The 21322-nt window shown below is 71.9% G+C and carries 15 protein-coding genes; 3 read left to right on the forward strand and 12 right to left on the reverse strand.

Going from position 1 to position 21322, the window contains the following annotated elements:
• Nucleotides 1-118: 118 nt before the first annotated feature.
• The 11 genes from ACH35V_RS11170 to ACH35V_RS11220 form a co-directional block, all read right to left on the reverse strand.
• The gene (locus tag ACH35V_RS11170; RefSeq protein WP_395971799.1) at nucleotides 119-1720 is read right to left on the reverse strand and encodes an alpha/beta hydrolase; all 1602 of its coding nucleotides are present in this window, start codon (nucleotides 1718-1720) and stop codon (nucleotides 119-121) included.
• A 156-nt stretch (nucleotides 1721-1876) separates the two neighbouring features.
• The gene (locus tag ACH35V_RS11175) at nucleotides 1877-3478 is read right to left on the reverse strand and encodes an alpha/beta hydrolase (RefSeq protein ID WP_395971801.1); all 1602 of its coding nucleotides are present in this window, start codon (nucleotides 3476-3478) and stop codon (nucleotides 1877-1879) included.
• Between the two features lie 322 nt (nucleotides 3479-3800).
• On the reverse strand, nucleotides 3801-5462 hold the full coding sequence (locus ACH35V_RS11180) for an alpha/beta fold hydrolase (RefSeq protein ID WP_395971802.1): 1662 nt from the start codon (nucleotides 5460-5462) through the stop codon (nucleotides 3801-3803).
• A gap of 312 nt (nucleotides 5463-5774) precedes the next feature.
• On the reverse strand, nucleotides 5775-6965 hold the full coding sequence (gene ispG / locus ACH35V_RS11185) for a flavodoxin-dependent (E)-4-hydroxy-3-methylbut-2-enyl-diphosphate synthase (protein WP_395971804.1): 1191 nt from the start codon (nucleotides 6963-6965) through the stop codon (nucleotides 5775-5777).
• A gap of 116 nt (nucleotides 6966-7081) precedes the next feature.
• A complete protein-coding gene (locus ACH35V_RS11190; RefSeq protein WP_395971805.1) occupies nucleotides 7082-8284 on the reverse strand; it encodes a M50 family metallopeptidase in 1203 nt (400 codons plus the stop codon).
• Nucleotides 8285-8334: 50 nt separating this feature from the next.
• On the reverse strand, nucleotides 8335-9597 hold the full coding sequence (gene dxr, locus ACH35V_RS11195; RefSeq protein WP_395972047.1) for a 1-deoxy-D-xylulose-5-phosphate reductoisomerase: 1263 nt from the start codon (nucleotides 9595-9597) through the stop codon (nucleotides 8335-8337).
• Between the two features lie 81 nt (nucleotides 9598-9678).
• Nucleotides 9679-10818: a sensor histidine kinase gene (locus tag ACH35V_RS11200; protein ID WP_395971806.1), complete on the reverse strand. Its 1140-nt coding sequence runs from the start codon at nucleotides 10816-10818 to the stop codon at nucleotides 9679-9681.
• Nucleotides 10819-11374: 556 nt separating this feature from the next.
• A complete protein-coding gene (locus tag ACH35V_RS11205; RefSeq protein WP_395971807.1) occupies nucleotides 11375-12598 on the reverse strand; it encodes an ABC transporter substrate-binding protein in 1224 nt (407 codons plus the stop codon).
• Between the two features lie 518 nt (nucleotides 12599-13116).
• Nucleotides 13117-13470 (reverse strand): hypothetical protein, encoded by a 354-nt coding sequence (locus ACH35V_RS11210; RefSeq protein ID WP_395971808.1) that lies wholly within the window; start codon nucleotides 13468-13470, stop codon nucleotides 13117-13119.
• Nucleotides 13471-13640: 170 nt separating this feature from the next.
• Nucleotides 13641-15140, reverse strand: a complete 1500-nt coding sequence (locus tag ACH35V_RS11215; protein WP_395971809.1) for a CoA-acylating methylmalonate-semialdehyde dehydrogenase — start codon at nucleotides 15138-15140, stop codon at nucleotides 13641-13643.
• Nucleotides 15137-16444 (reverse strand): aspartate aminotransferase family protein, encoded by a 1308-nt coding sequence (locus ACH35V_RS11220; RefSeq protein WP_395971810.1) that lies wholly within the window; start codon nucleotides 16442-16444, stop codon nucleotides 15137-15139. Before ACH35V_RS11220 ends, ACH35V_RS11215 begins: the two co-directional genes overlap by 4 nt.
• Nucleotides 16445-16590: 146 nt before the next feature.
• On the opposite strand from ACH35V_RS11220, the gene ACH35V_RS11225 reads away from it, so the two are divergent.
• Both ACH35V_RS11225 and ACH35V_RS11230 read left to right on the forward strand, forming a co-directional pair.
• Nucleotides 16591-18207 carry a PucR family transcriptional regulator gene (locus ACH35V_RS11225; RefSeq protein ID WP_395971812.1) on the forward strand — a complete coding sequence of 539 codons (1617 nt, stop codon included), beginning with the start codon at nucleotides 16591-16593 and terminating at the stop codon, nucleotides 18205-18207.
• A 61-nt stretch (nucleotides 18208-18268) separates the two neighbouring features.
• Nucleotides 18269-19063: an alpha/beta fold hydrolase gene (locus tag ACH35V_RS11230; RefSeq protein ID WP_395971814.1), complete on the forward strand. Its 795-nt coding sequence runs from the start codon at nucleotides 18269-18271 to the stop codon at nucleotides 19061-19063.
• Here the strand turns inward: ACH35V_RS11230 and ACH35V_RS11235 are convergent.
• A complete protein-coding gene (locus ACH35V_RS11235) occupies nucleotides 19026-20069 on the reverse strand; it encodes a hypothetical protein (RefSeq protein WP_395971816.1) in 1044 nt (347 codons plus the stop codon). The genes ACH35V_RS11230 and ACH35V_RS11235 overlap by 38 nt on opposite strands.
• Before the next feature lie 117 nt (nucleotides 20070-20186).
• On the opposite strand from ACH35V_RS11235, the gene ACH35V_RS11240 reads away from it, so the two are divergent.
• Nucleotides 20187-21317, forward strand: coding sequence for a glutamate--cysteine ligase (locus ACH35V_RS11240; protein WP_395971817.1), 1131 nt, complete (start codon nucleotides 20187-20189; stop codon nucleotides 21315-21317).
• Nucleotides 21318-21322 lie beyond the last annotated feature (5 nt).

A 21322-nucleotide genomic window follows, 5' to 3' on the forward strand; every position in this document is an offset into this window, starting at 1 on the left:
CACGTGCACAAGCCTATGCCGTCCGACGTCCGCGCACCTCCGCAGGCTCGGAGAACGCCGATTTCCGAGCGTGCGGAGGCGGGCGGCCCAGCGGGGCGAGGCGGTTCGGCGGGACGGTTCAGCGGGGCGAGGCGGTGTGCTCGGCGCGGCCCCGCTTCTTGCCCTTGGCGGGCTCGGGCGGAGGTCCGGCCGTGCACTCGGCGTCCGGGCCGATCCGGCTCGCGGGCACCCGGCCGTCGCCGAGGTAGGCCACGACGGCCCGGTCGACGCACCGGTCGCCGGACATCGCCACGCCGTGGTTGTGCCCTCCGGCCTGCACGATCAGCCTGGACGTCGGGAACCTGCGGTGCGTCTCCAGCGCGCCCTCGTACGGGGTGGCGGCGTCCTCGCTCGCCTGGACGAGCAGGATCGGCGGCAGCGACGCCGTGCCCTGCACGCGCGGAGGCAGGCCGCCGGTCACCGGCCAGAAGGCGCACGGCGCGTTGTACCAGGTGTTGCTCCAGGTCTCGAAGCGGTAGCCCTGCCGGTAGAGGCGCTCGCTGTCGTCGTGCCAGCGGCTCCAGTCGCGCGGCCAGGACGCGTCGCGGCACTGGACGGCGTTGTAGACGGCGTAGTTGTTCTGGTCGAGCCGTCCCGGCGGCTGCCACGCCTTGCGCAGCGGACGCGCGTCGCGCTTGACGACGTACGCGGACAGCGCCTTCGCGTGCGCGGCCCAGCTGTAGTCGGCGTAGCCGTCGGCGAGGAAGACGTCGTCCAGTTCGGACGGCCCGATCTTCCCGTCGAGGGGCTCGGCCTTCAATTTGGCCCGCGCCTTGGCATAGGCGGCGGAGACCTGCTGCTCAGATTTCCCGAGTTCGTAGTTCTTGTGGTGGCGGGCGATCCAGGCGAAGTACGCGCGGATCCGCCTTTCGAACGCGACGTTCTGGTCGAGGTTGTTCTGGTACCAGACACCGCTCGGACGGACGACGCTGTCGAGGACCATCCGGCGGACCCGTCCGGGGAACATCGTCGCGTACACCGCGCCCAGGTAGGTGCCGTAGGAGTAGCCGACGTAGTTGAGCTTCTCCTGCCCGAGGGCCTTGCGGATCTCGTCCATGTCGCGGGCCCAGTTGGCCGTGCCCATGTGCGGGAGGACCGTCCGGTACTTCTTGGCGCAGTCGTCGGCGTAGGCCTTGGCTCGCGCCGTCCACGCCCGCTCCTCCCGCGCGTTCGCGGGGATGGCGTCCGGACGCGCGCGGCCCGGGTTCTGGTAGCTCGTGTCGCAGATCAGCGACGGCTTGCTGGCGCCGACGCCGCGCGCGTCGAAGCCGATCCAGTCGTAGGACGCGGCGACCTTCTCGGGCACGGCGCTCTTGAAGACGCCCGGCAGGTCGCGCCCGTGCGCGCCCGGCCCGCCCCTGTTCAGCAGCACGACGCCCTGGGACCGGGACGCCTTGTGCCGCGCGCGGGTGAGTTCGAGCGTGATCTGCTCGCCGCTCGGACGGGAGTAGTCGAGCGGGACCCGGAGGGACGCGCACTGCAGGCCCTTGAGGCGGGCGCCCTCGACCGGGTCGTCGGCGGGGCAGGACTTCCAGGCGAGCCCGGCGGGCCTCGGCGCGGGCCCGGGACTCGCCTCGGCGGGTGTTCCCAGCGCGGCGGGCGTTCCCAGCGCCGCGACCCCGAGCGTGACTGCGGCGGCGGCCGTCCCGGCCGCGGCCCTCATTCCTGCGTCGTTCAGCACTCCGGATTTCTATCGGAGGGACGCCGTGACCAGCGCGAACCTGATATCGCGCGATTCCTGACCGAATGGGGACGCGTCCCGTCAAACGGCGTCACGAAACGAATCGTGGCGTGCCCGCCGGTCCGGGACCGGGGGCCACGCCACGAGTTCACCGTGCTACGGGCGTCCGACCGGGAGGTCCTTGCCCGAGGTGGCTCCGGCGACCTTGGTCCGCACGGCCGTCGGGTCCGGGTCGTTCAGTTCCGGAAGGGCCTTGCAGTAGGCGTCGGGGCCGCGGCGGCTTCCCGGCAGCGCACCCGTGTCGAGGTACGCGGCGACCTTGTCGTCCAGGCACGCGTTGCCGTTGAGGGTGTTGGAGTGCGTCTTGCCGCCGAGCTCGAACACCAGGCGCGAGGACGGGAAGACCTTGTGCATCTCCAGCCCGCCCTCGACCGGCGTCGCCCCGTCCTGCGTGGACTGGACGAGCAGCATGCCCGGCAGGCGCCGGTCGCCCTTCAGCCTGAACTCCGGCCCGCCGCTGAACGGCCAGAACGCGACCGGGGCGTTGTACCAGACGTTGCTCCACGTGTTGAACCGGTAGCCCTGCTCGTAGAGCTTCACCGCGTCGTCGTGCCACTTGTTCCAGTTGCGCGGCCACTTGGCGTCCGCGGCCTGGACGGCGTTGTAGACGGCGAAGCCGTTGTCGTCGCCGCCCGGGTTGAGCCAGTCGAGCAGGCCCGCCGGGTCCTCGTCGTTGACCCACTGGGAGAGGATCTGCGCGAACGGGATGTAGAAGCCCGTGTTGTAGCCGGCGGACAGGACGATGTCGTCCAGCTCGTCCGGGCCGATCTTCCCGGCGATCGGGGACTTCTTCGCCGCGGCGCGGGCCTCGTAGTACTTGGCCTCGACGGCCTTCCCGGTGGTGCCGAGGTGGAAGACCGAGTCCCACTTGGCGGTCCAGGCCCACCAGGACTTCATGTTGCGCTCGAACGCCTTGTCCTGTTCGAGCTGGGAGTCGTACCAGATGTTCTTCGGGTTGACGTTGCCGTCCATCACCATCCGCTTCACGCGGCTGGGGTAGAGCGTGGCGTAGGTGGCGCCGAAGTAGGTGCCGTAGGAGAAGCCGTACCAGCTGATCTGCTTCTGGCCGAGGGCGGCGCGGATCGCGTCGACGTCGCGCGCGGCGTCGGTGGTGCGCATGTGCGGCAGCAGCCAGCCGAACTTCTTCGTGCAGTCCTCCGCGTACTTCTTGGACTTGGCGATCCAGGCCCGCTCCTCCTTCCACGAACCGGGGACGTAGTCCGGACGGATCGGGTCGGAGTAGTGCGGGTCGCAGCTCAGCTGGGGCGTGCTGGACCCGACGCCGCGGGGGTCGAAGCCGATGATGTCGTACTTGGCGGCGACCTCGGGGTGGCCGGCGCCGCCGATCCAGCGGGCGAGCGCGGGCGCGTACGCCAGCCCGGAGCCGCCGGGGCCGCCCGGGTTCACGAACAGGACGCCCTGGTAGTTCTTCTCGTCGGTGTGCTTGAACCGCGACACCGCGATGGAGATCTTGCGGCCGTTCGGCCGGGCGTGGTCGAGGGGGACCTCGACCTTGGCGCACTGCGCGTTGTTCATCGGGTCGTCCGGGCCGCTGACCTCGCACTTCCCCCAGTCGATGCCCGTGGCCGCGACCGTGGCGGCGCTCGGCCGCCCGCCGTCCGCGCTCACGGAGACGGCGGCGACGGTGCCGCCTGCCGCCACGACCGCCGCGGCCGTGACGAGAAGAATCCTTTTCACCTGACCCCCTCAGATCGGCGGCTCCGGGTGCCCGGACGCGGGTGCCCAGGGGGGCCGGACGCGGGTGGGGGGAGCCACGCCGATGCATAACGGATGCGAACTGCGTGGGAGATTCTGGCGGCTATGTCGGTTATGGCGGCAGAGCCCGGTCTGAGTGGATGCGGAATCGTGACAAGATCAGCGGAACTTCGTGATGTTGCGGAGCGTTCGCACCCGTCACAGCTCAGCGCGGGCGTCCGGCACGGCTCAGCGCAAGGGCCCCGGGGATCGCTCCCCGGGGCCCGCACTGACGAACGGCCTACCGGCCGTTGGCGTCCGTGTGTCAGCGGATGATGTCCGCCTTCAGGCGCGCGGCGGTCAGCGATCCGGTGCCGACGAGCGTCCTGGCGGACGCCTGCGCCGGCGGGGTCGGGTCGCCCAGCTGCGGGACGTGGACCGTCCGCTCCTCCGGACGCTCTCCCCGCAGGAAGTACGCGTCGAAGTAGGCGTCCACCTCAGCGGAGCCGCGGTGCACGATGCAGTGCGTGCGGTCGCCGTCCTGGACGACCAGGCGCGAACCCTTGAGCCTGCGCTGCATGTCCAGCGAGCCCGCGTACGGCGTGGCCGCGTCGTGGGTCGACTGGAACATCAGGATGTTCTTCGGCAGGTCGCGGGTGCGGCCGATGTCGACCGGCTCGCCGGCCTTGGCGCCCCAGAACAGGCAAGGCGCGTTGAACCAGGCGTTGGCCCACGTCTCGAACGGGTGCTTGCGGTTGATCCGGTCGTTGTCGCGCTGCCACTTCTTCCAGCTCAGCGGCCACTGGACGTCGGTGCACTGCACGGCGAGGTAGACGGCGTTGCCGTTGTCCGGGACGCCTCCGCTCGTCGGCCCGCCGAAGGTGAGCGCGAACGTCGCGGTGTCGCCGGCCTTGTACGCCGCCAACCCGGCCGCGTAGCCGTGCCAGACGGCCTGGCTGCGCCGGTACCCGGCGTTGAGGATGGCGTCGGTCAGCTCGTCCGGCCCGACGGCGAGGGTCTGGCCGCTGTCGGGGTCGGTGTAGCGGACCGGGCTCTTCTTCAGCTTGGCGCGCAGGTCGTAGAAGAAGTCGCGCACCTCGCGCTGCTTCTTGCCCAGCTTGTACGTCGCGTCGTACTTGGCGATCCAGCCGAGGTAGTACTCGAAGTTCTTGTCGAACTCGACGTCCTGGTTGAGGTTGGCGTCGTACCAGACGTCGGACGGGCCGACGTTGCCGTCCAGCACCATCTTGTCGACGTTCTTCGGGTAAACGGTGGCGTACGCCGAGCCGAGGTAGGTGCCGTAGGACGCGCCGTACCAGTCGAGCTTGTCGTTGCCCAGCGCGCGCCGGATCGACTCCACGTCGTGGACCGAGTCGATGGTCTTGATGTGGTCCAGCAGCCCGATCTTGTCGTTCTTCGCGCAGCTCTCGGCGTAGGCCTTGGTCAGCTTCAGCCACGTCTGGACGGACTCGCGGTCGCCGGTGCCGTAGTCGGGGCGCGGCGCGTGGCCGTAGTTCGGGTCGCAGGTGAGGGCGGGGACGCTCATGCCGACGCCGCGCGGGTCGAACCCGATCACGTTGTAGGCCTCGCGCATCGGGGCCGAGTTCTGGGCGAAAACGCGCGGGCCGAACAGCGCGCCGCCGCCGCCGGGACCGCCCGGGTTGACGACGATGTCGCCCTTGGCCGGGCCCTTGCCCGTGTGCGGCGTCTTGGTGAGCTGCAACGTGATCTTCGTGCCGCCGGGCTTGGCGTAGTCGAGCGGGACCGACAGCTCGGCGCACTGCACGATCTTGGAGACCGGGTAGATGACGTCATAGAGGTCGTGCACCGTCTTGACGAAGTCCGCCGGGCAGGCGTGCCACTTGAGCGAGGCGGGGTTGAAGCCTCCGGCCGTTCCGGCGGAGGGGCTCTCGGCCTGTGCGCTTGTGGCGCCCAGACCGGTGAGACCGAGGCAGGCCACCGCGGCCACGACAACGATCCTCTTCACAAATCCCCCTAACGTGCCGACTCCGGTTGAGTCAGACATACGGGTAAACGAGTGAAGATTCTGGCGTTCCGGACGTGGCCCGGACAGGGCCCATCACCAGTGGATGCGGAATCGTGACAAGATCAGCGGAACTTCGTGATCAGTCAGGACGTTCCGGATCCGGGCCGTCACGCAGACCGTCCGCAGACGGAGAAGGGCCCCGGGTTCGCACCCGAGGCCCTCGCGTCAGTTCTGTTCGCTACATCCCGGCAGGACGCGTCATCCCGATAGGAGGCGTCGTCTCGACAGGACGGGTCATTTCGACTGGCCGCGTCAGCTGACGACGACGTCCGCGCCGGGGCCGGACACCGTTCCGTCCTCGCCGATCTCGACGCCCATCTCGTCGGCGATGCGCATCGCCTCCTCGATCAGCGTCTCGACGATCTGCGACTCCGGGACGGTCTTGACGACCTCGCCCTTGACGAAGATCTGCCCCTTGCCGTTGCCGGACGCGACGCCGAGATCGGCCTCGCGCGCCTCGCCTGGACCGTTCACCACGCAGCCCATCACCGCGACCCGCAGCGGGACGGGGAAGCCCTTCAACCCGGCGGTGACCTGCTCGGCGAGCGTGTACACGTCCACCTGCGCCCGGCCGCACGACGGGCACGACACGATCTCCAGCCCGCGCTTGCGGAGCCCGAGCGACTCCAGGATCGCCTGGCCGACCTTGACCTCCTCGACCGGAGGCGCCGACAGCGACACCCGGATCGTGTCGCCGATCCCCTCGGCCAGCAGCGCCCCGAACGCCACCGCCGACTTGATCGTGCCCTGGAACGCCGGGCCCGCCTCGGTCACGCCGAGGTGCAGCGGGTAGTCGCAGGCCGCCGCCAGCCGCCGGTAGGCGTCGATCATCACGACCGGGTCGTTGTGCTTCACCGAGATCTTGATGTCGCGGAACCCGTGCTCCTCGAACAGCGAGCACTCCCACAGCGCCGACTCCACCAGCGCCTCCGGGGTGGCCTTGCCGTGCTTCTCCAGCAGCCGCTTGTCGAGCGAGCCGGCGTTCACCCCGATCCGGATCGGGGTGCCCGCGTCCGCGGCCGCGCGGGCGATCTCGCCGACCTTGTCGTCGAACTTCTTGATGTTGCCCGGGTTGACCCGGACGGCGGCGCAGCCCGCGTCGATCGCGGCGAACACGTACTTGGGCTGGAAGTGGATGTCGGCGATCACGGGGATCGGCGACTTGCGCGCGATCGCCGGGAGCGCGTCGGCGTCGTCCTGCGACGGCACCGCGACCCGGACGATCTGGCACCCGGACGCGGTCAGCTCCGCGATCTGCTGCAGCGTCGAGTTCACGTCGGCGGTGAGGGTGGTGGTCATCGACTGCACCGAAACCGGGGCGTCGCCCCCGACCGGAACGCTCCCGACCATGATCTTCCGGGACGTGCGGCGCGGCGTGCTCAGACCCGGCGCCCGCCCGTCGCCATCGCCCCGGACGCCCGGCATTCCCAGTGAAACGCTCATCCCTCTCCTCTGACTCGCGGCCCCGATACAAAGCCTAAGCGGCGTGGACCGCTGAACGGTCGCCGCCCGCCCATCAAGGATGTGACCATTCAACTACCCTAAGTAAACATTTTCTGTCATTCCGGTAGCTGGAGCGGATTGAACACGTCCGCGAGGATCAGCAGCACCCCGAGGCCCACGAGCACCAGGACGGCCAGGTAGGTCAGGGGCAGCAGCCGGGTCATGTCGACCGTGCCCGGATCCGGACGCCCCCTGATCCGGTTGACGGCCGCGCGGGCCCGCTCGTACCCGACCACCGCGAGGTGCCCGCCGTCCAGCGGGAGCAGCGGCAGGACGTTCAGCGCCCCCAGGAATATGTTCACCGACACGACCAGCGACAGGAACAGCGCGATCTTGTCGCGGGCGGAGCTGGTGTCCGAGGCGAAGATCTGGCCGGACACGTCCGTCGCGCCGACCACGCTGCCGACCTGGCCGCCGGGCGTGCTCTCCCGCTCGGGCGAGAACAGCCTCGGGACGGCGGACGGCAGGTCCACCGCGACCTCGCCGATGCCCGCGACGGTCCGGCCGGTCGCGCGCGCGGCGAACGCCGTCGCGCCGAGCGGGCCCGCGCGCTCGTAGCCGCCGCCGACGACCTTCGCGGACATGCCGACGAACGGCCGGCCGTCCACGTCCGCGAGCCTGATCGGCAGCGTCATGGGCTGCGCGGTCCCAGGTCGCCGCACCACCATCTGCACGGTCTGGCCGGGCTTCGCCTTGTCGATGGCCCTGGTGAGCTCGTCCCAGTCCGAGACGGGCGTGCCGCCGAACGAGACGACCCGGTCACCCGCGCGCAGCCCCGCCGCGGCGGCGGGCGAGCGCGGACGGCCCTCCTCGCACGCCGACCGCGGCCCGGCGGGCACGCACGGCGTCACCTCGTCGACCGTGCTGGTCACGGTGCCGGACTGCGGCACGCCGACCGTCATCGCCATCACCATGAGCAGCAGGAACGCGAACACGAAGTTCACGACGACGCCGGACGCGATCACGATCGCGCGGCGCCCGGCGGGCTGCCGGTAGAACGCGCGCGGACGGTCCGCCGGGTCGATCTCCTCCAGGGGCGTGTACCCGACGATCTTGACGAAGCCGCCGAGCGGGATCGCCTTGACGCCGTACTCCGTCTCGCCCCGCCGCGTCGACCACAGCGTCGGCCCGAAGCCGACGAAGTACTGCGTGGCCTTCATCCCGAACCGCTTGGCGGGGACCAGGTGCCCGCCCTCGTGGAGCATCACCGACAGCAGCAGCGCGACGACGAACGCCACCGCGCCGAGCAGGAACGCCATCGGGTCTCCTCGGGCTCGTCCGGAGGCGGGCGAGGCGGGCCTCCGGTGTCTCAGTCGGTTCCGGTCAGCTCACGGGTCCTGGTCCGCGCCCATCCGTCCGCCGCGAGGACGTCGTCCAGCGTCAGCTCCCCGGCCTGGCCCGGCCCCTGCTCGTCCGTCCGTACCTCCGTCGCGTGCTCGACCTCCGCCGCGTGCTCGTCCACGACCCGCGCGATCGTGTCGACGATCCCGAGGAACGGGAGGCGTCCCGCGCGGAACGCGTCCACACATTCCTCGTTCGCGGCGTTGTAAACGGCCGGGAACGTTCCGCCCAGCTCACCGGCGCGCCGCGCCAGCGCCACCGCGGGGAACGCGTCCTCGTCGAGCGGGAACAGCTCCCAGGTGTGCGCCTTCGTCCAGTCGACGCCGGGCGCGGCGTCCGGGACGCGGTCCGGCCAGTCGATGCCGAGCGCGATCGGCAGCCGCATGTCGGGCGGGCTGGCCTGCGCCAGCGTGGAGCCGTCGGTGAACTCGACCATCGAGTGGATCACGGACTGCGGGTGCACCATGACCCCGATCCGGTCCATCGGGACGTCGAACAGCAGGTGCGCCTCGATGACCTCCAGGCCCTTGTTGACGAGGGTCGCGGAGTTGATGGTGATGACGGGGCCCATGTCCCAGGTCGGGTGGTTCATGGCCTGCTCGGGCGTGACGTCGGCCAGCTCGGCGCGGCTCCGTCCGCGGAACGGCCCGCCGCTCGCGGTCAGCACGAGCCGCCGCACCTCGTCCGCGCGGCCGCCGCGCAGGCACTGGGCGAGCGCGGAGTGCTCGGAGTCGACGGGGACGATCTGCCCGGGCCGCGCCCGCTCCTTGACGAGCGGGCCGCCGACGATGAGCGACTCCTTGTTGGCCAGCGCGAGCGTCCGGCCGGCGTCCAGCGCGGCGAGCGTCGAGGCGAGGCCGAGCGCGCCGGTCACCCCGTTCAGCACCACGTCGCACGGCCACGCCGCGGTCTCCGCGACGGCGTCAGGACCGGCGACGATCTTGGGGATGGGGTAGTCGCCGGACGCGTAGCCGCGCCGCTTGGCCTCGGCGTAGAAGGCGAGCTGCAGCTCCTGCGCGGCGGACGCCTTGGCCACCGCGACGATCTCGGGCCGGAACTCCAGCGCCTGCTCGGCCAGCAGCCCGACCCGCCCGCCGCCGGCGGCGAGCCCGGTCACCCGGAACCTGCCGGGGTTGCGGCGGACGACGTCCAGCGCCTGGGTGCCGATCGAACCGGTGGAGCCGAGCACGACCAGCTCGCGGGCGGGCGCGTGGGGATTTGACGGAGGCATCACGCGTCCATTGTCGGCCATCGCCGCCCGCGGGTCCCGCCGCGGCCGCCGGCGGGTCCAAGTCATCGCGAGCCGGCAGGGTCAGCGCGGGTCGGCGAGCGGGAGGCGCAGGACGAGGCGGGCGCCGTACGCGCCGTCGCCGACGTAGAGGCGCCCGCCGTGCGCGACGGCGATCTGCCGGGCGATGGCCAGGCCGAGGCCGCTGCCGCCGTCGGCGCGGCTGCGCGCGGAGTCGAGCCGGGTGAACCGCTCGAAGACCCGGTCGCGGTCGGCGCGCGGGATGCCGGGTCCGTCGTCGCGGACCTCGACGACCGCCTCCCCCGGCTCGGTGTGCACCGTGACCTCGATCATCGAGAAGGCGTGCCGCTCGGCGTTGGCGAGCAGGTTCAGCAGGACGCGGCCGAGCCGCGGCCGGTTCGCCGCGACCAGCACGCCCGACTCGGCCTTGACCGTCATCGGGACGGGCGGCGTGCGGCGGCCCGCCTCCTCCTCCACCAGCGCGCCGAGGTCCAGGGGTTCAAGCTCGGGCCGGTCGCCGGAGTCGAGGCGGGCCAGGACGAGAAGGTCGTCGACGATGTGGTGCAGGCGGTCCACGTCGTCCAGCGACTGCCGGAGCGTGTCGACGGGGTCGCCGTCGTCCGGGGCGTCGAGGGCGAGCTCGATGCGGGTGCGCAGGCCGGTGATGGGGGTGCGCAGCTCGTGCGAGGCGTCCGCGATGAACGCGCGCCGCTGGAGCGCCGCGCCCTCCAGCCTGCCGAGGAGCGCGTTGACGCGGCGGGCGAGCCGCTCGACGTCGTCGCCGGTGGACGGCACCGGGACGCGGCGGCTCAGGTCGGCGTCCTCGATCCCGGCCAGCTCCGCGTGGAGCCGCGCCGCGGGCCGCAGCGTCCGGCCGACGGCGCGCCGGACGCCCCGCCGCACGCCCCAGGCGACGAGCCCGAGGCCGGCGAGGCCGAGCAGGATCATGACCGCCGCGAGGACGCCGGTGTTCCCGACGTCCGCGTACAGGGACAGCGCGGCGGCCGCCAGGGCCACCGCGGCCGCCAGCGGGACGCCTGCGGCGACGATGGCGGCCGGCGTCTCGCGCGCCCGCGCGGGACGGGGCCGGTGCGGCCGGACGTGCGTTTCCGCGTTCCGGTCCGACATGCCTCCTTTGTACGCAATATCCATCAAAGAAACAGCAAAGCAACTGGCCGGGGACCGTACCGTGCTGGTCGGCATATGCCCTGGCCAGAGCGCATGCCCGGCGACACGGGAGGCTTTGCCGCCCTTTTCACCTGCGCCAAGGGTGACAACACCCTTCCCCGCCTATAAAGGGGGTACGTGACGTCGACTCCCGCCAGGGGGATGGGTACATGGGCCGAACGGACGAGCCGACCGTGGACCCGGGCGGGCTGAGCACAGCCCAGCGCCTGGGCGACGCCTGCGTCGTCTGCCGCAAGAAGTGGCCCCGGCCGCGCGTCCGCGTCGGCCGCCTGCCGGATTCGACCGGGGTGTTCGCGTGCGACGACTGCGCACCCGCCCCGCCGGTACCCCGCGCACGGCGGGGCTCTCGGGAGTCGCGCACGCACGCCGGACGGCCGGTCGGGGAGCGGCCGCCGGCGATGACGACGGCCCCTTCCGCATGACGGCGCCGTCGTCGAGGAGGTCTCTCCAGGGAGAAGGGTGACCCGGACATTCGGGGGGAAGTCCGGGACCACCCGCAGGCGCGCCCGGCTGGGGGCGGTCGGGCGCGCCGGAGAGACCTCAGCCGCCCCGCCTGTTTCGAACTAGCCGGCTATAGCTTCGTGGACTCGATCCACGTCTTCGTCCACTCGGCGTAGTCGGTGCAGTCGTTCTTCTCCGACTCCTCCGACTTCCCGGACCTGCCGCACGCCTTCGACGGCGCGTGCGCGAACGTGATGTCGTCGAGGTAGTCGCGGTCGCCGACGTGGTAGGCGGCGCAGAACCCCGGCTTGAGGCGGTCGCCCGAGCAGGCCTGCGGGTTGGCGGGCGCGACCCCGGTCCACTCGGCCACCTGCTGCTGGACGTCCGGCGACGCGGTCCACTGCAGCCACTGGTACATGCAGTTCGGGTGCTGCACCCGCGCGCCGATCATCCAGGCGTCCATCCAGCCGGTCACGCCCTCGGACGGCATGACGCCCTGCACGGGCCGGGACGCGCGGTTCAGGACGTCCACCTGGTAGGGCCACGCCTGGCCCAGCACGGCCCGCCCGCCCGCGAACGCGCTGACGGCCTCGGCGGGCCGCTCCCAGTACCGCTCGACGTGCGGGCGCTGCGCGGCGAGGACGCGCCCGGCGGCGGCGAGCTGCTTCGGCGTCAGCGAGTACGGGTCGCGGATCTTGAGCTTGCGCTCCTTGCCCTTCAGGTAGAGCGCGGCCTCGGCGATGGCCAGCGGGCTGTCGCGCATGACCAGCTTCCCAGAGTACCGGCGGGCCTGGCCGGGGTCGAACAGCGCGGCCCAGCTCCCCGGCGGCGGGACGGCCCTGGTGTCGTACATGAGGAGGTTGGCGCCCCACACGTACGGGATGCCGTAGTACTTGCCGTTGTGCTTGAGCTGCCCGCGCAGCTTCGGCTCCAGCTTCTTGTAGCCGTCCACGAGGTCGGTGTTGACGGGCGCGACCTGGTTCTCGGCGATGAGCCGTCCGGCGACCTCGGGGGGCGCGGCGACGCCGTCGTAGCGGCGGTCCTTGTTCCGCATGAGGCCGGCCATCTCCTCCGGCGTCTGCACGACCTTCAGGCCGACCTTGCAGCCGGTGCGCTCCTGGAACGGGGTGACCCAGTTGACGCGCGGGTCGGTGCTGCCGCTCTCGGTGGCGCCGGGCAGCGTGAGGAGGTTCAGCATCCCCTCGCCGGGCCCGAGGGTGCTCGCCACCTGGGCGACGCCGACCGGCTCCTTGTCGTCGCCGCCGGCGGACGCGCCGAGGCCGGCGGCGGCCAGCGCGAGGGCGGCCGCGACGGCCGCACCCACCTTGACCCGCCTGGTGGCCCTCACCCGCATGTCGCTCCCCGATCGGTGCCCAGACCCCCGCCTCCCGGCCTCGCGCGCAAGGGTCCTCCGTCGGCGCAGCGTAGCGTCTTCGCAACGGCCGGGCCGCCCGACCCCGCCAAGAACGGTGTTCCGGACTCCGTTCCGGCTCCGGTGCGGCTGCCATTCCCGTCTGCGCCGGCGACCGCGCACGAGTTCATCGCCGGTCTGCGGCGACTTCTCCTCCGAATTGCGGCGGAACGGTCGATGACCGCCGAAGTCCGCCCACTCGCGCCTTTTCCGTTCCGTCGCCGGAAGGTAAGACCGGGCTGTCCTATTGCGCCGCGATTGGAACGCGATACCGCCGCCGATTGCGGCCCGCAAGTTTCGGACGGGTTATTAATGGAGAAACCGCCGCGACCCCGGGGGACGGCGGGTGCTGGCGTCCGCGCCATACACGGAGGTTGCTGGAGAGGGATATGGCGCGGACTGCCGCCCTTCCCGGGGCCGCGGCGGCACCGGCGGACGTGGCGAGGTTGGGGAACAGCGGATCACCTTGCAGTGCTGCCTGGCCACGCGATCGCCGGAACCCGGCCGGACGGCGACGGTGTGACGCCTTCGAGACGGAGGAGATTCGAAGGACGCCGCACGTCGGGCCGGGGGTCGCGGCGGAACGGCCGGGACCGGCCGTGCCGGGTCGCAGGTCGTTTCGGTGCGGTGCGCTCGACCACCTCGATCCGTGCGATGAGCCGTTGCGGGGTCTCGGCCTCCAGGAAGTCGCCGACGTCACGGTCCTTCGGCGGCAGCGCCCACCAGTTGCCGGTGAAGGGGCCGAACCAAATGGTCCAGCCCGGAAATCGCCTGCCGAGCGCGTCCACCTCTGCTGCGTGGTCGACTGCGTTCATCGCGCGGCTCTCCTGCACACTGACTTTTTATTTCGTCTCCATTATTTGAGACAGTCAGATTGTGTCCCCCGGCAAACCGGCCGTCAATGGATGTTGGCATTATTCGTCGGCCGCGGCGCGACGAAAACAACCGACGAGAACGACCGGCGGAACGGCCCGGGCGAGCCGGTTTAACCGCTGGTCGGGAAGCCCAAGTTCACCCCTCCGTGACTGGGGTCCAACCAGCGCGAGGTGACCGCCTTCGTGCGCGTATAGAAGTGGACCCCCTCCATCCCGTGCGCGTGACTGTCACCGAACAGTGAGTCCTTCCAACCGCCGAAGGAGTAGTAAGCCATCGGCACGGGGATCGGCACATTGACGCCGACCATGCCGACCTCGACCTCGTTCTGGAACCGGCGCGCCGCGCCGCCGTCGTTGGTGAAGATCGCGGTGCCGTTGCCGTACGGGTTGGCCGAGATCAGCTCCATCGCCTCCTCGTACGAGCCGGACCGCACCACCGACAGCACCGGGCCGAAGATCTCGTCCCTGTAGGCGTCCATCTCCGGGGTGACGTGGTCGAGGACGGCCGGGCCGAGCCAGAACCCGTCCCCGGCGCCGCCGAGCACCTCCGGGGCGCGCCCGTCGACGGCGAGCGTGGCGCCCTGCGCGACGCCGCTGTCGAGATAGGACGCCACCTTGTCGCGGTGCGCCCGCGTCACCAGCGGGCCCATCTCCGACTCCGGGTCGTCGCCCGGACCGACCTTGAGCTTGGCGACCCGCTCCTTGATCTTGGCCATCAGCTCGTCCCCGACCGGGTCGACGGCGACGACCACCGAGATCGCCATGCACCGCTCCCCCGCCGAGCCGAACCCGGCGGACACGGCCGCGTCCGCGGCGAGGTCGAGGTCGGCGTCCGGCAGCACCAGCATGTGGTTCTTCGCGCCGCCGAGCGCCTGCACCCGCTTGCCGTTCGCCGCCGCCGTCGAATAGATGTAGCGCGCGATCGGGGTGGAGCCGACGAAGCTGACCGCCTTGACGTCCGGGTGGTGCAGCAGCCCGTCCACCGCGGCCTTGTCGCCGTGGAGGACGTTGAACACGCCGTCCGGCAGGCCCGCCTCGGCCCACAGCTCGGCGAGCCGCACCGACGCCGACGGGTCCTTCTCCGACGGCTTGAGGACGAACGTGTTCCCGCACGCGATCGCGACCGGGAACATCCACATCGGCACCATCGCCGGGAAGTTGAACGGCGTGATCCCGGCCGCCACGCCGACCGGCTGCAGGATCGAGTACGCGTCGATCCGGGTCGACACGTTCTCCGAGAACCCGCCCTTGAGCAGGTGCGGGATGCTGCAGGCGAACTCCACGACGTCCAGGCCGCGGGCCACCTCGCCGGCAGCGTCCGACACGACCTTGCCGTGCTCTGAGGAGATCAGCCGCGCCAGCTCATCGCGGTGCTCGTTCACCAGCTCGCGGAACTTGAACAGGACGCCGGCGCGCTTCGACAGCGAGGCGTCCCGCCAGCCGGGGAACGCGGCCTTCGCGGCGGCCACGGCCGCGTCGACCTCGGACTGCGCGGCGAAGTCGACCGTCCCGGCGAGGCGTCCCGACGCGGGCTCGTAGATGTCGCCGCGCCGCGCCGCCTCCCCGGCGAACGGCTTCCCGCCGATCCAGTGCGTGACGTGCTTGCTCATCGGGTGGCTTCCTCATTCACTGCTTCGAGCGAAGCGGTCAGGATGCCGAGGCCCTCGGCCGCCTCGGCGTCGGTCAGGGTCATCGGCGGGGCCATGCGCACCACGTTGCCGTACAGGCCGCCCTTGCCGATCAGCAGCCCCCGCTCACGGGCCGCCTCCATCACCGCCGCGGCCAGCGGCGGGCTCGGCTCGCCGGTGCCGGGATCGGCCAGCTCGACCGCGAACATCAGGCCCTTGCCCCGGACGTCCTTGACGATCGGCAGCCGGTCGGCGGCCGACGCCAGCCCGCCGATGATCGTCGCGCCCTGCTTGGCGGCGTTGGCCTGCAGGTCGTTGTCCAGGACGTAGTCCAGGGTCGCGTTCGCCGCGGCCGTCGAGATCGGGTTGCCGCCGAACGTGGAGATCCCGACGGCGTGCAGGCCGTCCATCAGGTCGCCGCGCGCGACGACCCCGCCGATCGCGAACCCGTTCCCGAGGCCCTTGGCGAAGGTCATCATGTCCGGGGTCACGCCGTGGTTGCCGATGCCCCAGAAGCTCTGGCCCGTCCGTCCCCAGCCGGTCTGGACCTCGTCGGAGATGAGCAGGATGCCGAACTCGTCCAGGACGCTCTTGTACGCGGCGAACAGACCGTCCGGCGGCATCGTGAACCCGCCGACGCCCTGGATCGGCTCGGCGATCAGCGCCGCGACGTTCCCGCTGGTCGCGGTGGCGAGCACGTGCCGCAGGTCCTGGACGCAGGCGTCGGTGTACTGCTCGTCCGTCATGCCCTTGAACTGCGGGAGTTGGCGGTCGGCGCCGTGCAGGAAGTGGACGTCCAGCGGCGAGAACGACACGTTCGTCCAGGCGCGGTTGCCCGTGACGCCCGTCGCGGCGAACGACCGGCCGTGGTAGCTCTGCCGCATCGCGAGGACCTGCTGGCTGCGCCGCGCGTACGCGGCCAGCAGCAGCGCCGTCTCGTTCGCCTCGGTCCCGGAGTTGGTGAAGAACACCTTCGCGTCCGGGATGCCCGACAGCCGGGCGATCTTCTCGGCCAGCTCGACCTGCCCCCGCAGGAGGTATGAGGTCGACGTGTGCACGACGCCCGTGGCGAGCTGCCGCTCCACCGCGTCCCTCACCTCGGGCACGTCGTACCCGAGCATGTTCGTGAGGATGCCCGTGAAGAAGTCGAGGTAGCCCTTCCCCTCGCCGTCGGTCACGCGGTTGCCCTTGCCGCCGACGATCTCGATGGGGTCCTGGTAGTTGAGCGCGACCCAGGACGGCATGACCGCCCGGTGGCGCTTGAGCAGATTCGCGTGTTCCGACATGACACAAGTCTCGTTCGCCCAGCCCGCCGCGGAAACCCGCAGAGTGTCAGGACCCTCCGCCTCCGGTTAACGCTCTGATGGGCCCCGACAGGGTGTAACCACTTGATCATCAGGCTTGACAGGCTGTCCGGATAGGATCGCGGGTGATGCTGCCCACTCTCGACGACGTCCTCCAGCTCGACGCGGTACGCCGCGGCCAGCCGCACGTCGTCGCGGGCGCGGACCGGACCGGCAACCGGGTCCGCTGGGTGCACGTCGCCGAGGTCACCGACATCGCGCACCTGCTGCACGGCGGCGAGCTCGTCCTCACCACCGGGATCGCGCTGCCGGACGAGCCCGAGCGCCTCCGCACCTACATCAGCGAGCTCGCCGAGGTCGGGGTGAGCGGGCTGATGATCGAGCTGGGCCGCCGCTACCTCTCCGTCCTGCCGCCCGCGCTGATCAGCGCCGCCGAGGACCACGGGCTGCCCGTGATCGTCCTGGCGCACGAGCCGGCGTTCGTGGACATCACCGAGTCGGTGCACGCGCGCATCGTCCAGGACCAGTTCGCCGAGCTGCGGGCGTCCGAGCAGCTCCACGAGATCTTCACGCAGCTGTCGGTCGAGGGCGCGTCCACGGACGAGGTCGTCCGGCAGGTCGCGTCGCTGGGCGGGCATCCGGTCGTCCTGGAGAACCTCGCCCACCAGGTCCTCGCCGCCGACGCGGACGGGGCCGACCCGTCCGAGCTGCTGTCGGCGTGGGAGACGCGGTCGCGGGCGGTCCGCCCCGGCCGCCGGACGGGCTACGACGAGTCGTCCGGCTGGCTGGTCACGATGGTCGGCGCCCGCGGCGAGGACTGGGGCCGCCTCATCATCGACCTCGGCGCGCCGCCGTCCGCGCGCGACACCGTGCTGATCGAGCGGGCCGCCACCACCCTCGCCCTCGGCCGCCTCCTCGACCGGCACGCCGAGAGCGTCGAGCGCCAGGCGCACGGGACGATCATCGCCCGCATCCTCGCGCACGCCTACTCCGACCCGCAGGAGGCCGCCGCCCGGGCCCGCGCCCTCGGCGTCCCGCTGTCGGGCCGCCGGCTGCTCGGCGTCGTGCTCCGCCACCGCGGCCCCGCGACCTCCGCCCCGCCCGTCGGGGAGCTGAACGCGCTCGCCGAGACGGCCGCCGCCGCTTGCAAGGACGCCCGGCTCGCCGCGCTCGTCGGCGTCCTGGACGAGGGCGGCCCGCACGCCCGCGTCGGCGTCCTGGCGTCCCTGCCCGCCCGCGCCGAGGTGGAGACGGCCCTCACCGAGGTCGCCACCCGCATCGGCAAGCAGTCCGGCGACACCGTCATGGCGGCCGGGTCCGTGGTCGAGACGATCCGCGACGTCCGCCGCTCGTTCCTTGAAGCCGAGCAGGTCGCCGACGTCGCCGCCCGCGGGGCCGGCGCCCGCCTCTTCTACCGCCTCCCCGACCTGCGGCTCCGCGGCCTCCTCCACCTCCTGCGCGACGACGCCCGCGTCCAGACCTTCGTCGAACGGGAGCTTGGACCGCTCCTGGAGTACGACGCCCAGCGCGGCAGCGACCTCACCCGCATCCTGGAGCTCTACCTCGAATCGGGGCGTAACAAGGCCGTCGCCGCCCAGCAGGCCCATCTGTCCCGTCCTGCCTTCTACGAGCGGCTCCGCCGCATCGAACGCGTCCTGGACGCCGACCTCGATGACGTGGAGTCCTGCGTCTCCTTCCACGTCGCCCTTCTCGCGCTGAGTTCCGTCCGCTGGGAACGTTCCTGACCAGGCGCCACCTGGCCGAAGACGGCCCGCGACGAGGGTCCCCGCGTTTACGCTTCGGTGCATGACGGACGCGGCTGTGCATGTGCATCGGTATGGGGATACAGCGGGCGATCCGGTCGTCATGCTGCACGGGATCGCGGGCCACGGGGCGCGCTGGCGCCGGACCGCCGAGCGGTACCTGGCCGACCGGCCGGTCATCGCGCCCGACCTGCGCGGGCACGGGCGTTCGCCGCACGAGCCGCCGTGGACGGTCGAGCAGCACGTGGCCGACCTCCTGGCCATGCTCGACCTGGAGGGCGTCGACCAGGCCGACCTCGTCGGGCACTCCTACGGCGGGATGATCGCGGTGCATCTGGCGCGGGCCGCGCCGCGGCGGGTGCGGCGGCTCGTCCTGCTCGACCCGGCGATCGGGCTCGACCCCGCCAAGGCGGCCGGGGAGGCGCGCGCGAACATGGCGCCGGTGTCGTTCGGCGACGTCGCGGAGGCGCGGGCGGCGCGCAGGGCACGGTGGCCGGAGGCGTCGGACGAGACGCTGGACGACGAGATCACCGAGCATCTCCAGCACGGCGCGGACGGACGGCTGCGCTGGCGGTACGAGCCGGCCGCGATCGTCGCCGCCTACTCGGAGATGGCGCGGCCGCACGTCCCGCCGCCCGCGGGCGTCCCCACCCATCTGGTGATCGCGACGCAAGCCGACCTGGTGCGGCCCGAGTTCGTGGTGGACTGCCGCACGGCGCTCGGGCCGGACCTGGCCATCAGCGAGATCGAGGCCGGGCACATGCTCTACATCGACCGCCTGGACGAGACGGGCGCGCTGCTCAGCGCGTGGCTCGGCGGAGGCGCCGGCGGCCGGTGAACGGCGGCAGGGTCAGCGGGGTGTGCAGTCCCGGCCGGGCCTCGGCCACCGCGGGGATGGCGTTGACCAGGCGCAGCGCGGTCGCGAGCGTCCCGGGGACGGACGGGTCAGCGGCGCCGGGGCTGGCGACGTCCAGCCGCCACGGGGGCTCGCCGGCGATCTCGACGCGGTGCCCGCCGGGCTCGCCGAACGGCGGCGCGGGCCAGTGTGGGGCGAGGTCCTCGCGCAGGCGGGCCACGTGCTCGACGGTGATCACGGGACGTCCGCCGAGCATGCCGGACACCTGGAACCGCAGGCCCGCCGTGGTGCCCTTGGCGATCCGCCCGGCGGGGACGTCGAACGACTCGGGCGCCGGGCACAGCTCGTGGGTCTCGTCGAAGTCGTCCAGCGGGACGGCCAGCTGATCGGCGATGAGCCGGATCATCGGCCCCCACATCAGCGTCGGCACGCCCGGCCGCACGACCGGCGGCCGGTGCCCGATCGGCCCGCCGAAGCCGAACTCGCGGACCTCCTCGCGGCGGGCGTAGCACATGACTTCGGTGATCTTGATGCCGTCGAGATGCAGGCTCGCGCCGCTGAGCAGCAGCGGAAGCATGTCGGTCATGGGTCCGGGGCCGGTGGCCAGGCAGGCGGCGCCACCGGTGGCGCACGCCGCGCGCAGGCGCCGTGCCGCCGCCGGGTCGGCGGACGGCTTCGGCGGCAGCGCGTTGGTCACCACACCGGCGCCGGACTCCAGGATGCGGCACACGTCGTCGACGACCCGGCCCTGGCCGTAGGCCGTGTGGCTGATCACGTGCGGCCGGAGGGCGAGCAGCGGGGCCGGATCCTCGGTCGCGAGCACGCCGGTCGGACGGCCGGTCCCGGCCAACTCGGCGGCGTCCAGACCGGCCTCGCGATGATCGCCGACCACGACTCCGGCGAGTTCGAGATCCGGGTGCTCGATGATCGCCCGCAGTGACTGCCTGCCGAGATGCCCGGTGGCCCAATGGCCAACAAGGTACGACATACCACCTCATTTCTGACCAAGCGTTCGGTCAAGTGCGCGCATTCTAAGCAGGGCGTTCCGTCCAGGACGAGCCCCGCGGGGGACGTACATCGGTGCACGGAGGGGCACAACCATCTGGTGACACTTCGCACAGGTCCGCGCACGTTCGGGGTGGAGGAGGAGCTGCTCCTCGTCGATCCTTCGTCCGGCGTGCCGCAGGCGGTCTCCGGTTCGGTCATCCGGTACGCCCGGCGGCACGACGAGCTGTTCCTCACCGGCGGGCGGCGGTCGAAGCCGCTGGAGACCGAGCTGCAGCGCGAGCAGCTGGAGACGGCCACCCCCGTCTGCACGTCGCTCGCCGAGATCTCCGAGCACGTCAGATCGGCGCGGCTGGCGGCGGCGCAGTCGGCCGCCGGGGTCGGCGTCTCGGTCGCGGCGCTCGCGACGTCGCCGGTCGCCGTCCGCCCTTCGCTGACGCCGTCGCACCGCTACCAGCGGATGCTGGTCGCCTACGGGCCCGCGATGGACGACCAGCTCACCTGCGGCTGCCACGTCCACGTCGGCGTCGAGTCCCCGGACGAGGGCGTCGCCGTCCTCGACCGGATCCGGCCATGGCTGCCGCCGCTGCTGGCCCTCAGCGCGAACTCGCCGTTCTGGCAGGGCACGGACACCGGCTACGACAGCTGGCGGCACGAGGTCTGGGGCCGGTGGCCGTCCAGCGGCCCGACGGAGCTGTTCGGCTCCGCCAAGGCCTACCGGACGACGGTCGAGGCGCTGCTCGCCACCGGCGCGCTCCTCGACGAGGGCATGATCTACTTCGACGCGCGCCTGTCGCGGCACTACCCGACCGTGGAGATCAGGGTCCCGGACGTGTGCCTGGACGCCGACGACGCCGTGCTGCTGGCCGCGCTCGTCCGGGCGCTGGTCGACACCGCCGCCGACGCCTGGCGCGACGGCGACCCGCCCGACCCGGTGCGGGCCGACCTGATGCGGCTCGCGATGTGGCGGGCCGGGCGGTCGGGGCTGCGGGACGACCTCGTCCATCCGTCCACCCGCCGCGCCGCCCCCGCCCAGCAGGTCGTCGGCGCGCTCCTCGACCACCTGGCCCCGGCCCTGGACCGCTCGGGCGACCTCGACACGGTCGTCGGGATGCTCGACGGCCTCCGCGAACGCGGCAACGGCGCCCAGTTCCAGCGCGCCATCTACACCCGCACCCGCGACGTCCGAGCCGTCGTAGCAGGCGCCGTCCAACACACCGTCACCGTCTGAGACCC

The sequence above is a fragment of the Actinomadura sp. 1N219 genome, from assembly GCF_044326405.1.
Taxonomy (GTDB): domain Bacteria; phylum Actinomycetota; class Actinomycetes; order Streptosporangiales; family Streptosporangiaceae; genus Spirillospora.

Excerpts from the sequence above, each read along its gene's own strand:
- dxr (WP_395972047.1), bottom strand. The coding sequence starts at position 9,597 with ATGCCTCCGTCAAATCCCCACGCGCCCGCCCGCGAGCTGGTCGTGCTC.
- ispG (WP_395971804.1), bottom strand. The coding sequence starts at position 6,965 with ATGAGCGTTTCACTGGGAATGCCGGGCGTCCGGGGCGATGGCGACGGG.
- ACH35V_RS11205 (WP_395971807.1), bottom strand. The coding sequence starts at position 12,598 with ATGCGGGTGAGGGCCACCAGGCGGGTCAAGGTGGGTGCGGCCGTCGCG.
- ACH35V_RS11220 (WP_395971810.1), bottom strand. The coding sequence starts at position 16,444 with ATGTCGGAACACGCGAATCTGCTCAAGCGCCACCGGGCGGTCATGCCG.
- ACH35V_RS11225 (WP_395971812.1), top strand. The coding sequence starts at position 16,591 with ATGCTGCCCACTCTCGACGACGTCCTCCAGCTCGACGCGGTACGCCGC.
- ACH35V_RS11215 (WP_395971809.1), bottom strand. The coding sequence starts at position 15,140 with ATGAGCAAGCACGTCACGCACTGGATCGGCGGGAAGCCGTTCGCCGGG.
- ACH35V_RS11235 (WP_395971816.1), bottom strand. The coding sequence starts at position 20,069 with ATGTCGTACCTTGTTGGCCATTGGGCCACCGGGCATCTCGGCAGGCAG.
- ACH35V_RS11230 (WP_395971814.1), top strand. The coding sequence starts at position 18,269 with ATGACGGACGCGGCTGTGCATGTGCATCGGTATGGGGATACAGCGGGC.
- ACH35V_RS11190 (WP_395971805.1), bottom strand. The coding sequence starts at position 8,284 with ATGGCGTTCCTGCTCGGCGCGGTGGCGTTCGTCGTCGCGCTGCTGCTG.
- ACH35V_RS11200 (WP_395971806.1), bottom strand. The coding sequence starts at position 10,818 with ATGCCGACCAGCACGGTACGGTCCCCGGCCAGTTGCTTTGCTGTTTCT.
- ACH35V_RS11210 (WP_395971808.1), bottom strand. The coding sequence starts at position 13,470 with ATGAACGCAGTCGACCACGCAGCAGAGGTGGACGCGCTCGGCAGGCGA.